The 13,525-nt window shown below is 73.4% G+C and carries 11 protein-coding genes and 1 pseudogene; 8 read left to right on the plus strand and 4 right to left on the minus strand.

All coding sequences use genetic code 11. From position 1 onward, the window contains the following. On the minus strand, positions 1 to 581 hold a 581-nt coding region (locus tag GTW43_RS01740; RefSeq protein WP_161299749.1), incomplete at its 3' end, for a DUF4140 domain-containing protein. 283 nt (positions 582 to 864) lie between these two features. After that, positions 865 to 1,359, minus strand: coding sequence for an FBP domain-containing protein (locus GTW43_RS01745; protein ID WP_161299750.1), 495 nt, complete (start codon positions 1,357 to 1,359; stop codon positions 865 to 867). An 80-nt stretch (positions 1,360 to 1,439) separates the two neighbouring features. On the opposite strand from GTW43_RS01745, the gene GTW43_RS01750 reads away from it, so the two are divergent. From GTW43_RS01750 to GTW43_RS01785, 8 genes are all read left to right on the plus strand, one after another. Further along, entirely contained in the window at positions 1,440 to 2,036 is a 597-nt protein-coding gene (locus GTW43_RS01750) for a TetR-like C-terminal domain-containing protein (protein WP_161299751.1), read from the plus strand. Next, the gene (locus GTW43_RS01755) at positions 2,033 to 3,208 is read left to right on the plus strand and encodes a GDSL-type esterase/lipase family protein (RefSeq protein ID WP_161299752.1); all 1,176 of its coding nucleotides are present in this window, start codon (positions 2,033 to 2,035) and stop codon (positions 3,206 to 3,208) included. The genes GTW43_RS01750 and GTW43_RS01755 overlap by 4 nt, the downstream gene beginning before the upstream one ends. Before the next feature lie 92 nt (positions 3,209 to 3,300). Next, positions 3,301 to 4,761, plus strand: a complete 1,461-nt coding sequence (locus GTW43_RS01760; protein ID WP_161299753.1) for a glyceraldehyde-3-phosphate dehydrogenase — start codon at positions 3,301 to 3,303, stop codon at positions 4,759 to 4,761. A gap of 110 nt (positions 4,762 to 4,871) precedes the next feature. Next, positions 4,872 to 6,626, plus strand: a complete 1,755-nt coding sequence (locus GTW43_RS01765; protein ID WP_161299754.1) for a histidine kinase — start codon at positions 4,872 to 4,874, stop codon at positions 6,624 to 6,626. Further along, positions 6,617 to 7,261: a response regulator transcription factor gene (locus GTW43_RS01770; RefSeq protein WP_343245862.1), complete on the plus strand. Its 645-nt coding sequence runs from the start codon at positions 6,617 to 6,619 to the stop codon at positions 7,259 to 7,261. Before GTW43_RS01765 ends, GTW43_RS01770 begins: the two co-directional genes overlap by 10 nt. A gap of 255 nt (positions 7,262 to 7,516) precedes the next feature. Continuing rightward, positions 7,517 to 8,704 (plus strand): acetyl-CoA C-acyltransferase, encoded by a 1,188-nt coding sequence (locus GTW43_RS01775; RefSeq protein ID WP_161299755.1) that lies wholly within the window; start codon positions 7,517 to 7,519, stop codon positions 8,702 to 8,704. Between the two features lie 132 nt (positions 8,705 to 8,836). Beyond that, entirely contained in the window at positions 8,837 to 10,357 is a 1,521-nt protein-coding gene (locus GTW43_RS01780) for a long-chain fatty acid--CoA ligase (protein ID WP_161299756.1), read from the plus strand. A 69-nt stretch (positions 10,358 to 10,426) separates the two neighbouring features. Then, positions 10,427 to 11,191 carry a sulfite exporter TauE/SafE family protein gene (locus GTW43_RS01785; RefSeq protein ID WP_161299757.1) on the plus strand — a complete coding sequence of 255 codons (765 nt, stop codon included), beginning with the start codon at positions 10,427 to 10,429 and terminating at the stop codon, positions 11,189 to 11,191. A gap of 2 nt (positions 11,192 to 11,193) precedes the next feature. Here the strand turns inward: GTW43_RS01785 and GTW43_RS01790 are convergent, their stop codons facing one another. Next, on the minus strand, positions 11,194 to 13,281 hold the full coding sequence (locus tag GTW43_RS01790; protein WP_343245863.1) for an MDR family MFS transporter: 2,088 nt from the start codon (positions 13,279 to 13,281) through the stop codon (positions 11,194 to 11,196). Positions 13,282 to 13,291: 10 nt separating this feature from the next. Next, a pseudogene (locus GTW43_RS01795) lies at positions 13,292 to 13,525 on the minus strand (hypothetical protein); the annotation flags it as partial.

The raw sequence follows: 13,525 nt of genomic DNA on the forward strand, positions 1-13,525 counted from the left end.
TCGGCCGCCACGGTGGTGGGGACGGGGGAGGACGGCGTGTCGGTGGAGGCGCGGTCGAGGCGGTCCCGGGCGAGGTCGATCTCGTGCGCGAGCGAACGGAGTTGCTCGTCGAGGCCGGTCAGGTCCGTGTGCAGCGCGGCCAGCCGGGTGTCCACGAAGTCCGCGAGCTCCAGCCAGGAGGACACCGGGGTCCGGCGGTGCGGATCGTCGCGCTTGCGCGGCGGCGGCACGGGGCGCAGCGCCGCGATCTCCTCGACCCGGCGGGCCTGCCGGTCGCGCCGGGCCCGCACGGTCCGCTCCTCGTCCTCGAGGCGGTCCAGCTCCCTGCGCAGGTCCTGCGGGGCCTCGGGCGCGGGCGGTTCGGCCTCGACGACGACGCGGGCCTCGGTGACCCGGACGTCCGGGGCGTCCACGGCGCGGGCCCGCAGTGTCCCGGGCACCAGCGTGCGCGGCAGCCCGGAGATCCGGACCCGGCCGTCGGACGGGACCGGGCCGCCCGCCTGCCGCTCGCACACCGCACCCCGCGCGTACACCACCACCGACGTGAGCCGCGATTCCCACGACCGTGCCGCGTCCGTCATCGGCTCTCCTCCCGTGTGCCGCCGGCCCGACGCCGAGCGTCTCGAACCCTACGTCGTGCGCGGCGCGATGCCGTGAGGATCCTCGTAACGGCCCGGCACCACGGGCGCGCGGGCGGACGGTCGCGCGCCCGGAGTGGATCACGCCGACTCCTGCGCGCAGTCCCGACGCCGATCGCGCGCGCAGCATGCGCGAATTCGCCGCGTTCTGCGGGTGATCACGCCCAACTCCTGTGTCCTGGGCGTCGATCGAGCGCGCGCCGCGGCTCGCTCCCCGCGGCCCCGCTCAGGCGGCCGTGACCTTGGCGAAGAAGGCCTCCACGTTGGTCATCGTGCGCTCGATCTTCTCCTCCACGGTCAGCGACTCGTGCAGCCGCGAGCCCATCCCCGCGTCCTTCTTGCCCCGCACGTACAGGGAGCAGGCGAGGTCGCTGCAGATGTACGCGCCCACGGAGTCGCCCTGCTTGCCGGCCTTGCCCGCCTTCGGGGCGACCATCAGGGAGACGCCGCCCGTGTGGGTGGTGACGCACATCGAGCACATGCTGCGCCGGGTCTGCCAGGAGGACGCGCGCGAGCCGCGCAGCGCGACGGCGCGCAGCCCGTCGGCGAGGGGCGCCACGAGGTAGGTGCGGTCGGGCGCCTGGGGGTCGCGCCAGCCGAAGAAGTCCAGGTCGTCCCAGGGGGTGTCGGCCAGGTCGCGCGGCACGGACAGGCGCTTCGCCTCGCCCTTGGAGCAGTTCACGAACGAGGCGCGGATCTCTTGCTCTGTCAGTGGCTTCATGAAAGCGAGGCTAATTTGCCTAAAGGCTTTAGGCAAATGCATAATCGGTATCGGAACACTGGAGCCACCAAGGGAGCGGCATGGCGCGTGCGGGGCTCAATGCGGATCGGCTCGCGCTGGCGGGCGCCGAGCTCGCCGACGAGGTCGGCTTCGAGCAGGTGACCGTCTCGGCGCTGGCCCGCCGGTTCGACGTGAAGGTCGCGAGTCTGTACTCGCACGTGAAGAGCTCGCACGATCTGAAGGTGCGCATCTCCCTGCTCGCCCTGGGAGAGCTGGCCGACCGTGCCGCCGAGGCCCTGGCCGGGCGGGCCGGCAAGGACGCCCTCACCGCCCTGGCGAACGTCTACCGCGACTACGCCCGCGAGCACCCCGGCCGGTACGCCGCGGGCCAGCTGCGGCTCGACCCCGAGACCGCCCTCGCCAGCGCCGGCCCCCGGCACTCGCAGATGAGCCGTGCCGTGCTGCGCGGTTACGCGATCGAGGAGCCGGACCAGACCCACGCCGTGCGCCTGCTCGGCAGCGTGATCCACGGTTTCGTGCACCTGGAGCTGAGCGGCAGCTTCAGCCACTCGGACCCCGCCTCGCAGGAGTCCTGGACCCGCACGCTCGACGCCCTCGACGCCCTCCTGCGCAACTGGCCCGCGCCGGACCCCTCACAGACAGGCAGCCGTCCATGAACGCCCCGCTCCGCCCCGCCGACCTTTCCCCCGCCCTGCTGCGCGGTGCGCTCGACACCGAGCGCACCGAGCGCGGGGGGCTGCTCCCGCACCGGCTGCCCGCGTGGGCCCGCGCGCAGAACACGGACGGCCAGCTCGCCATGGCCGAGTCCCAGCCCTCCGGCGTCCGGGTCGCCTTCCGTACGGCCGCGACCGTCGTGGAGCTGGACACGCTGCCGACGAAGCGGGACTACGTCGGCGTGCCGGCCCGGCCGGACGGCCTCTACGACCTGGTCGTCGACGGCCGGCTGGCCGCGCAGGGCTCGGTGCCCGGCGGTGACGTCATCACGATCGACATGACCCGGGGCACGTTCGCGCACACGCCCGGCGAGCCGGGCACCGTCCGCTTCGACGGCCTCCCCGCCGGGGTCAAGGACCTCGAGATCTGGCTCCCGCACAACGAGACGACCGAGCTCGTCGCGCTGCGGGCCGACGCCCCGGTCGAGCCCGCGCCCGCCGCGCGGCGCCCGGTCTGGCTGCACCACGGCAGCTCCATCAGCCACGGCTCGGACGCGGCGAGCCCCACCGCGATCTGGCCCGCGCTCGCCGCGCGGACCGCGGGCGTCGAGCTGGTGAACCTGGGCTTCGGCGGCGGAGCGCTGCTCGACCCGTTCACCGCCCGCACGCTGCGCGACACCCCGGCCGACCTGGTCAGCGTGAAGATCGGCATCAATCTCGTCAATCTCGACCTGATGCGGCTGCGCGCCTTCGGACCCGCGGTCCACGGCTTCCTCGACACCGTCAGGGAAGGGCACCCGCAGACCCCGCTCCTGGTCGTCTCGCCGCTGCTGTGCCCCATCCACGAGGACACCCCGGGCCCGGGCGCCCCGGACTTCTCCTCGCTGGTCGACGGGCAGCTCCGGTTCACGGCGACGGGCGACCCCGAGGAGACCGCGTTCGGCAAGCTGACGCTGCGGGTCATCCGCGAGGAGCTGGCCCGCATCGTGGCGGCGCGCGCCCAGAGCGACCCGCACCTGTCCCTGCTGGACGGCCTGGAGCTGTACGGCGCCGACGACTACGCCGAGCTGCCGCTGCCCGACGAGCTGCACCCGGACGCGGCCGCCCACCGGCGCATCGGGGACCGCTTCGCCGCCCGGGTCTTCGGGCCGGGCGGTGCCTTCGCCCGCCGCTGAACGGGGGCGAATCGGGCGGGGCAGGGGGCGGCGGACCCCGGGTGAGCGGTCGGGTTAGCATATGAGCGCCGCCTAGCTCGAAAGATGTGCCAGTGACTGTCAATGACGACTCGTTCACCAATTGGAACACCCGCGAGGAAACCGCGGAGTCGATGATCCCGATCATCGGGAAGCTGCACCGCGAGCGGGACGTGAACGTCCTGCTGCACAGCCGCTCCTTGGTGAACAAGTCGGTGGTCAGCATCCTGAAGACCCACCGGTTCGCCCGGCAGATCGCGGGCGAGGAGCTCTCGGTCACCGAGACGATGCCGTTCCTCAAGGCCCTCGCCGCGCTCGACCTCGGGCCCTCGCAGATCGACATCGGCATGCTCGCCGCGACCCACCGGTCCGACGAGCGAGGCCTGAGCGTCGAGGAGTTCACCGCCGAGGCCGTCGCCGGTGCGACCGGTGCGAACAAGGCGGAGCGCAACTCCGGCCGGGACGTGGTCCTCTACGGCTTCGGCCGCATCGGCCGGCTCGTCGCGCGGCTGCTCATCGAGAAGGCCGGCTCCGGCAAGGGGCTGCGGCTGCGCGCCATCGTGGTGCGCGGCGGCGGCGAGCGGGCCGGCGAGGACATCGTCAAGCGCGCCTCGCTGCTGCGCCGCGACTCGATCCACGGCCCGTTCCAGGGCTCCATCACGGTCGACGAGGCGAACAGCACGATCGTCGCCAACGGCAACGCGATCAAGGTGATCTACGCGAACGACCCCTCCGAGGTCGACTACACCGCGTACGGCATCAAGGACGCGATCCTCATCGACAACACGGGCAAGTGGCGGGACCGCGAGGGCCTCTCCACCCACCTGCGCCCGGGCATCGACAAGGTCGTCCTGACCGCGCCCGGCAAGGGCGACGTGCCGAACATCGTGCACGGCGTCAACCACGACATGATCAAGCCCGACGAGCAGATCCTGTCCTGCGCCTCGTGCACGACGAACGCGATCGTGCCGCCGCTCAAGGCCATGGACGACGAGTTCGGCGTCCTGCGCGGCCACGTCGAGACCGTCCACTCGTTCACGAACGACCAGAACCTGCTGGACAACTACCACAAGGCCGACCGCCGCGGCCGCTCCGCGCCGCTCAACATGGTGATCACCGAGACCGGTGCCGCCTCGGCCGTCGCCAAGGCGCTGCCCGACCTGAAGGCGCCCATCACCGGCAGCTCGATCCGCGTTCCCGTCCCGGACGTCTCGATCGCCATCCTGAGCCTGCGCCTGGGCCGCGAGACCACCCGCGAGGAGGTCCTCGACCACCTGCGCGAGATCTCGCTGACCTCGCCGCTCAAGCGCCAGATCGACTTCACCGACTCGCCCGACGCGGTCTCCAGCGACTTCATCGGCTCGCGGCACGCCTCGATCGTCGACGCCGGCGCCACCAAGGTCGACGCCGACAACGCGATCCTCTACCTCTGGTACGACAACGAGTTCGGCTACTCGTGCCAGGTGATCCGGGTCGTCCAGCACGTCTCCGGCGTCGAGTACCCGACCTACCCGGCGCCCGTCCCGGCGCTCTGACGGGGCCGGTGCCCTTCCGTCCGGTCCTGCCGCACGGCCCCGGGGCCGCTTCCGCGACGGCGCGGAGGCGGCCTCGGCCCCGTACGCCCGGATGGCTTACGGTGTGGCGCGTGGACAGTCAGGGGAAGCGGACGGTTCGGCTCCACCTGGCCGGGGCCGCGGCACTGGCCGCCCTGTCGGGCGGTGCCGGTGCCTGGGCGTACGGGCGCTCCGGCGCGTCCGCATCGGACCTCGTGCGCGATCTGGCCGTCGGCTGGGCGTACGTCGTCGCGGGGCTCGTGGCCTGGCGGCGCCGGCCGGCCAACCACACCGGGCGGCTCATGGTCGCCGAGGGCATCACCTGGTTCTTCGGCAACCTCCAGGGCACCGCCGTCCCCGCCCTGTTCGCCTTCGGCGCGTGGTGGGAAGCGCTGAACATGGCGATCCTGCTGCACCTGATCCTGTCGTTCCCCGAGGGCCGCCTCACCACCGTCCTGACCCGCCGGCTGGTGCTGTTCACCTACGCCCTCGTCGCGGTCGGCGGCCTCTTGCGCGCCCTGATGTTCGACCCCGCGCAGCAGACCGGGGCCACCTACCTCGACTGCCGGGACTGCGGCCCGAACCTGCTGCACGTCCCGGCCTGGGACGGCGCGTTCGGCGCCTTCGACGCGGCCTACCACGCCGCGGGCTGGGTGGTCTCCGTGCTCGCCGCCGGGGCGATCGTGCTGCGCTGGCGGCACGCCTCCGCGGCCCGCAGGCGCGCCCTGCTGCCCGCGTGGATCGGCATCGGCATCGCGGTCGTCTTCCTGATGTGGGACATGCTGTTCTACGTCGTGCCGTGGTTCGGCGAGGTCGGCTCGCTCGCCGAGCAGGCCGTCTACCTCATGTCGGACCTGGCCCAGGTCGCCGTCCCGTTCGCCTTCCTCGGCGGTCTGCTGCGGCTGCACCTGCAGCGCGCGGAGGTCAGCGGGCTCGTCATCGACGTCGGCACGGACGCCGACCCGGCCCGGGTGCGCGAGGCCCTCGTCCGGGTCCTGGGGGACCCGACACTGCGGCTCGGTTTGTGGCGCGACGAGCGCGGCGGATACGTCGACGGATCGGGCCGCGAGGTGAACCCGGAGGGGCCCGGCCGCACCCCGGTCGGCGCCGCCGACGGCCGGCCGCTCGCGCTGCTGCACCACGACCCCGCCCTCGCCGAGGACCCCGAACTCCTGGAGTCGGTCGCCGCCGCGCTGCGCCTGGCCCTGGAGAACGTCTGGCTGCGCACCCGCGCCAAGGACGTCGCCACCCGCATCGTGCGGGCCGCCGACGCCGAGCGCGGCCGGCTGGAGCGGGACCTGCACGACGGCGCACAGGCCCGTCTGGTGTTCGCGCTGATGTCCCTGCGCCGGGTGCGCAAGGGGCTCGACGGGCATCCGGACGGCGCGCTGCGGGAGGCCGCCGACGAGGCCGAGGCGAGCCTGCGGCTGGCCATCGAGGAGCTGCGCGGCCTGGCCCAGGGGATCCATCCGGCGGTCCTCACCCGCGAGGGGCTCGCACCCGCGCTCAGCGCGCTGGCCCAGGAGGCGGCGCTGCCCGTCGTCGTCGCGGCCGAGGCCCGGCGCTACGACCCGGTCGTCGAGTCGACCGCGTACTTCACCGTGTGCGAGGCCCTGTCCAACGCGGCCAAGCACGCCCGTGCCCGTGCGGTCAGCGTCTCGGCGCGGCACCGCGACGGACGCCTCGTGGTCGAGGCCGTCGACGACGGGGTGGGCGGCGCCGACACCGCACGCGGCAGCGGGCTGCGCGGTCTCGCGGACCGGCTCGCCGCCGTCGGCGGCGTGCTGCACGTCCACAGCCCCGCCGGCGGCGGGACGAGGATCAGGGCGGAGCTGCCGTGCGCGTGATCGTGGCCGAGGACTCGGCGCTGCTGCGGCAGGGCATCGTCCGGCTGCTGACCGACGAGGGCATCGAGGTGGCCGCGGAGCTCGGCGAGCCGGGCCCGCTGCTCGCGCTCGCCGCCGAGCACGCGCCGGACGCCGTCCTGCTCGACATCCGGATGCCGCCGACGCACACCGACGAGGGGCTGGTCGCGGCGGCGGCGCTGCGCGCGGCGCACCCGGGCGTCGGCGTGCTGCTGCTGTCCCAGTACGTCGAGACCTCCGCCACCGTGCAGGCGCTGGCGGAGCGGCCCGAGGGCTTCGGTTACCTGCTCAAGGAGCGGGTCGCCGACATCGACGAACTGCGCGGCGCGCTGGAGCGGGTGGCGGCGGGGGAGACCGTGCTCGACCCGCTGGTGGTGGCCCGGCTCCTGCACGCCCCGGACCGTGCGGGACCGCTCGGCGAACTCACGGGGCGCGAGCGGGACGTCCTGGGGCTGATGGCGGAGGGCCGGTCCAACGAGGCGATCGCGCAGAAGCTGGTCATCGGCGGCAAGACGGTCGAGACGCACGTCAGGAACATCTTCACCAAGCTGCGCCTGGAGCCCGACCTGATGGAGCACCGCCGGGTCATGGCGGTGCTCACCTATCTGCGCGGCTGAGGCGGCCGCGCGCCGCCCAAGAGGTTCCGGCTGTCCGCTCCGGAGACGACGTCGTCCCCCGTGTTCCCCCGTGGTCCCCCGTACGTCGTCCGCGGAGCGGTGCCGGAACTCCAGGCTAGGAGCCGGGGTCGGGCGGAGCATCAGGGTCAGCCCTGAGATGCGGAGCGTCCGGTACCCCTTCCCAGTCGCCGCGGGCCGGAGTTATAGTCCAAAACTAGCAGTGCTAATTTTTTGGTGCTACCTCAGGAGCTGACCGTGCGCCCCGTCCACTTCGCCGCCGCGCGCCGCACCCCGATCGGGAAGCTGCGCGGGTCCCTCTCGGCCGTCCGGCCCGACGACCTCGCCGCGACCGTGCTCAGGGGCCTGCTCGGCGACGCGCCCGCCCTCGACACCGCCCGCGTCGACGACATCTACTGGGGCGCCGCGAACCAGGCGGGCGAGGACAACCGCAACGTCGCGCGCATGGCCGCCCTGCTCGCCGGGCTCCCCGAGTCCGTACCCGGCGCCACCGTCAACCGGCTGTGCGCGTCCGGCCTCGAGGCCGTCACCACCGCCGCCCGCACCATCGCCGCGGGCGAGGCCGACATCGTGCTGGCCGGCGGCTCCGAGTCCATGAGCCGCGCCCCCTTCGTCCTGCCCCGCCCCGACGACGCGCTGCCGCACACGATGCAGACGTACGACACCCGGCTCGGCTGGCGCCTGGTCAACCCGAGGATGAAGGACCTGCACGGCGTCCTCGCCATGGGGGAGACCGCGGAGGAGGTCGCCGACCGGTACGGCGTCTCCCGCGAGGCCCAGGACGCCTTCGCGCTCCGCAGCCACCGGCGCGCCGCCGCCGCCCGCGCGGACGGCCTCTTCGACGCCGAGATCCTGCCCGTCACCCGGCCCGACGGCGTGGTCGTCGACGCGGACGAGTGCATCCGGCCCGACACCTCGCTGGAGAAGCTCGGCGGCCTGAAGCCCGTGTTCCGCAAGGGCGGTTCGGTCACCGCGGGCAACGCCTCGCCGATGAACGACGGCGCCGCGGGCCTCCTCCTGGTCAGCGAGGAGGCCCTCGACGACCTCGGCCTCGAGTCCCTCGGCCGCTACGTCGCGGGCGCCTCCGCCGGGGTCCACCCCGACGTCATGGGCATCGGCCCGGTGCCCGCCACGCAGAAGGCCCTGGCCCGCGTCGGATGGGACATCGGCGACATCCGGGAGGCCGAGTTCAACGAGGCGTTCGCCGCCCAGGCCCTCGCCTGCGTCGACGGCCTCGGCATCGACCCCGCGCTCGTCAACCCGACCGGCGGGGCCATCGCGCTCGGCCACCCGCTCGGCTGCTCCGGCGCCCGGATCCTCACCACGCTCCTGCACCGGCTGCGCCGCACCGGCGCGGGGCGCGGACTCGCCACGATGTGCGTCGGCGTCGGCCAGGGCAGCGCCGTCCTCGTCGAGCGCGACTGACCTCCCGTACGACGCCGACGCGTCACCCCGACCGACCGACCGACCGACCCGACGTCGACGGCGGCGCGCACGGCCGCCCGCGCGGCACCCCCTCTGGTTCACCGCCGCACCAGGAACGGAGCAACCCCTCTCATGGCCACTCTCTCGCTCGCCGCGATCCTCGCCGACAACGCCCGCCGCAGGCCCGACAAACTCGCCCTCGTGCAGGGCGACGAGCGGCACACGTTCGGCGAGCTGTGGGACCAGGTGCGCGCCCGCGCCGCCGTCCTTGCGGCGGAGCACGGCGTCCGGCCCGGCGACCGGGTGGGCCTGATGGCGCCCAACACCGTCGACTTCCCCCGCGCCTACTACGCGATCCTCGCCGCCGGCGGCGTCGTCGTCCCCGTCCACCTGCTGCTGTCCGCCGACGAGGCCGCGCACGTGCTCCGCGACAGCGGCGTCGACGTGCTCCTGTGCCACCCCGCGCAGGCCGCCGTCGGCACCGCCGCCGCCCGGGCCGTCGGCGCGCGCGTCGTCACGCTCGGCACGGACGGCGAACTCGACCGGGCCGCCGCGGGCGCCACCCCGATCGACGTGTACGCGGCGCGCGGTCCCGAGGACCCGGCCGTCGTCTTCTACACGAGTGGCACCACCGGCGTGCCCAAGGGCGCCGTCCTCAGCCACCTCAACCTCGTCATGAACGCCACCGTGGACGCCTTCGACGCCCACGAGTACAGCCCCGACGACATCGTGCTCGGCGCGCTGCCCTTCTTCCACGCCTTCGGCCAGACCGCCTCGCTCAACGCCGTGTGGCGGGCGGGCAAGACCCTCGTCCTGCTGCCCCGCTTCGACGCGGCCCAGGCCATCGAGCTGATGGTCCGCGAGCACGTCACCGTCTTCCACGGCGTCCCCACGATGTACGTGCACCTGCTCACCGCCGCCCGGGGCGCCGCCGAGCTGCCCCAACTGCGGGTGGCGGTCTCCGGCGGCGCCTCGCTGCCGGTCGCCGTCCTGGAGGCCTTCGAGGAGACCTTCGGGGCCCGCATCCACGAGGGCTACGGACTGAGCGAGACCTCGCCCGTCGCCGCCGTCAACCAGCCCTGGTACGGCGTGCGCGCGGGCACCGTCGGCCACCCGATCTGGGGCGTCGACGTCGAGATCGCCCGCGCCGAGGCCGAGGACCGCATCGACCTGCTGCCCGCCGGTGAACTCGGCGAGATCGTCGTGCGCGGCCACAACGTCTTCTCCGGGTACCTGGGCCGCCCCGAGGCCACCGCGGAGGCCCTCGTCGACGGCTGGTTCCGCACCGGCGACCTCGGGACCAAGGACGCCGACGGCTTCCTCTCGATCGTCGACCGCAAGAAGGACGTCATCATCCGCGGCGGCTTCAACGTCTACCCGCGCGAGGTCGAGGAGGTGCTGATGCGTCACCCGGCCGTCGCCCAGGTCGCCGTCATCGGCCTGCCGGACCCCGTGCACGGCGAGGAGGTCTGCGCCGTCGTCGTGCCGCGGGAGGGGGAGAGCGCCGACGCCGGGACCATCGGCACGTGGGCCAGGGAGCACCTCGCCAAGCACAAGTACCCGCGCCGCGTCGAGATCGCCCGCGAACTGCCGCTGGGCCCGAGCATGAAGGTGCTCAAGCGCGCGCTGCGCGACACCTACCGCTCCGCCTGACCCGCGGGGCGTCCGGTCGGCGGGCACCGCTGCGCGGCGGAGATCGATGGGCCTACCATCGGCCTCCGCATGCACGAGACACTGGGAACCACCCCCTGGGGATTCGCCGCGCTGGCCGCCGCGGCGCTGCTGGTCGGCTTCTCCAAGACCGCCGTCAGCGGAGCCAACACGGTCAGCCTCGCGATCTTCGCCGCCGTCCTGCCCGCCCGCGCCTCCACCGGCGTCCTGCTGCCGATCCTCATCTTCGGCGACATCCTCGCGGTGCTCACCTACCGGCGGCACGCCCACTGGCCCACCCTGTGGCGCCTGTTCCCCGCCGTCGCGGCGGGCGTCGTGGCCGGCACCGCCTTCCTCGCCCTCGCCGGCGACGGCGCCGTACGCACCTCCATCGGCGCGATCCTGCTCCTGATGGCCGGTGTCACCGTCTGGCGGCGACGCCGGTCGCAGGCGCCCGAACCCGAGCGGGCGGCGACCCGCGCGGACCGCGCCAAGGCCGGCTCGTACGGCGTGCTCGGCGGATTCACCACGATGGTGGCCAACGCGGGCGGCCCCGTGATGTCGATGTACCTGCTCTCCGCGGGCTTCCGCAAGCTCGGCTTCCTGGGCACCTCCGCGTGGTTCTTCCTCATCGTGAACTCCGCGAAGGTGCCGTTCAGCGTCGGCCTCGGCCTCATCGACGGCCGGTCCCTGCTGCTCGACGCCGCGCTCGTCGCGTTCGTCGTCCCCGGCGCGCTCCTCGGCCGCGCCTGCGTCGACCGCATCGACCAGCGCCTGTTCGAGCAGCTCGTCATCGCCGCGACCGTCCTCGGCGGACTCCAGCTGCTGCTGCGCTGACGCTACGAAGGCGTCAGGACCCGGGCCGAACCGGGCCGGCTCGGCAGCCCCTGCGCCAGGTCCTCGGCGAGCAGCCGCTTCGCGATCGAGTCCACGGCGGCCCGCAGGTCCTTGCCCGGCGGCCGCCCCAGATCCTCCTCGACACGGGCGCTCAGCCAGGCGCCCCACGCCCGGTTGAACACCTCGGCCTCCCGGCGGCCCGCCTCCGTGTGCGAGAAGTACGAGCCGGTACGCGTCAGATAGCCCTCGTCGACCATCCGCTGGAACACCGGCACCAGCACCTCGGGCGGCAGCCGGCGCCGGGCCGCGATCATCCCGAGACTCGCGTGCCCCACCATGCGGGTGAAGAACTCGACCTGCATCACCGCCCAGGCCCCCGCCATGTCGAGCCGCGAGTCGGACCGGTCGAGGATCCCGCGCGCCGTCTGCAGATCGGTCTGCTTCACGATGGTGCCGACCGCGCGCTCCAGCAGGTGCGCCGGATCGCCCGTCGTCGGCTGCGCGAAGCCCTCGCCCATGTCCGACGAGCCCATGCGTGCGCTGTCGCGCAGCGTCACCTGCTTGAGGAACAGCGCCACCACGAACCCGAGCAGCGCCACCGGCACCGTCCACAGGAACACCGTGTGCAGCGAGTCCGCGTACGCCTCGACGATCGGCGCCCGCGCCGCGGCGGGCAGCGAGTGCAGCCCCTCCGGGCTCTGCGCGGCCCGGGCCAGAGTCGCGGGATCGACGCCGGTGCCCGCGCGGGCGGCCTCCGCGACCCCGTCGGTGAGGTTCGGCTTGAGGGTGTTCGCGTAGATCGTGCCGAACACGGCGGTGCCGAAGGAACTGCCGAGCGTACGGAAGAACGTCACGCCGGACGTGGAGGTGCCCAGGTCCGCGTAGTCCACGGTGTTCTGCACGGCGATCGTCAGGACCTGCATGCACAGACCGATCCCGAGGCCGAGCACCAGCATGTAGAGGGACTCCAGCCACGCGCTGGACGAGCGGCCCATCAGGGACAGCAGATACAGGCCGAGCGCCATCACCAGCGCCCCCACGATGGGGAAGACGCGGTACTTCCCGGTCTTGCTGACGACGTTGCCCGAGAAGATCGACGCGGCGAGCAGGCCGACCACCATCGGCAGCGTGCGCACCCCCGACACGGTCGCCGAGTCGCCGTCCACGTACTGCAGGTACGTCGGCAGGAACGTCATCGCGCCGAGCATCGCGAAGCCCACGATGAAGCTCAGCACCGAGCACACCGTGAACACGGGGTTGGAGAACAGCCGCATCGGCAGCATCGGCTCCGCCGCCCGCGTCTCCACCACGCAGAACAGCCCGAGCGCCACGAGCCCGCCCACGAACAGGCCGATGATGACGCCGGACCCCCACGCGTACTCGTTCCCGCCCCAGCTCGTCGCGAGGATCAGGGCGCTCGCGCCGACCGCGACCAGGGCGATACCCAGATAGTCGATCACCGGCCGCGCCGCCGACTTCACCACCGGGATCGTGCGGGCCGCGGCCAGCACGACGACGATCGCGATGGGCACGTTCACGTAGAACGCCCAGCGCCAGGAGAGGTGATCCGTGAACAGGCCGCCCAGGAGCGGACCGATCACGGTCGAGACACCGAAGACGGCCCCGATCGCGCCCTGGTACTTGCCGCGCTCGCGCAGCGGGATCACGTCCGCGATGAGGGCCATCGAGGTGACCATGAGACCGCCCGCGCCGATGCCCTGCATCGCCCGCCAGGCGATCAGCAACGGCATGTTCGTCGCGAGGCCGCACAGGAACGAGCCCGTGATGAACACGATCGCCGACACCTGGAAGACGATCTTGCGCCCGAACAGGTCGCCGAACTTGCCGACGAGCACCGTCGCCACCGTCTCGGCGAGCAGGTACGAGGTCACGACCCAGGACATGTGGGCCGCGCCGCCCAGGTCCGAGACGATCGTCGGCAGGGCCGTGCCGACGATCGTCTGGTCCAGGGCGGCCAGCAGCATGCCCAGCATGATCGTGACGAAGACGACGTTGCGGCGCCGCTTGTCGAGGACCGGGGGAGCCGGGGGCTCCGCCGTTTCTGCGGGTGGGGCGGTGTCGGTGGTCACGTTCGCAGGGTCACCCGGGTGGTGGGTCCGCGCACTCCGGAGGGGCCGGACCGGTGACCCCGGTCAGCCGGGGGGCATGGCGCGCCGGGTCCACCGGGGCGGACGTCTCGACCCGCCGGGCCAGCGCGCCGGCCCACCGGACGAGGCCCTCGACGTCGAGGCCGGCGGGCGCCTCACCGGACCAGCCCGCGAGCCCCGCCGCACCCCGGCGCAGCAGCCGCGCGCCCCCCGCCGCGTTGCCCCG

The organism is Streptomyces sp. SID5785 (assembly GCF_009870065.1).
In the GTDB taxonomy this organism is placed as follows: Bacteria; Actinomycetota; Actinomycetes; order Streptomycetales; family Streptomycetaceae; genus Streptomyces.

Excerpts from the sequence above, each read along its gene's own strand:
- GTW43_RS01745 (WP_161299750.1), bottom strand. The coding sequence starts at position 1,359 with ATGAAGCCACTGACAGAGCAAGAGATCCGCGCCTCGTTCGTGAACTGC.
- GTW43_RS01750 (WP_161299751.1), top strand. The coding sequence starts at position 1,440 with ATGGCGCGTGCGGGGCTCAATGCGGATCGGCTCGCGCTGGCGGGCGCC.
- GTW43_RS01755 (WP_161299752.1), top strand. The coding sequence starts at position 2,033 with ATGAACGCCCCGCTCCGCCCCGCCGACCTTTCCCCCGCCCTGCTGCGC.
- GTW43_RS01780 (WP_161299756.1), top strand. The coding sequence starts at position 8,837 with ATGGCCACTCTCTCGCTCGCCGCGATCCTCGCCGACAACGCCCGCCGC.
- GTW43_RS01785 (WP_161299757.1), top strand. The coding sequence starts at position 10,427 with ATGCACGAGACACTGGGAACCACCCCCTGGGGATTCGCCGCGCTGGCC.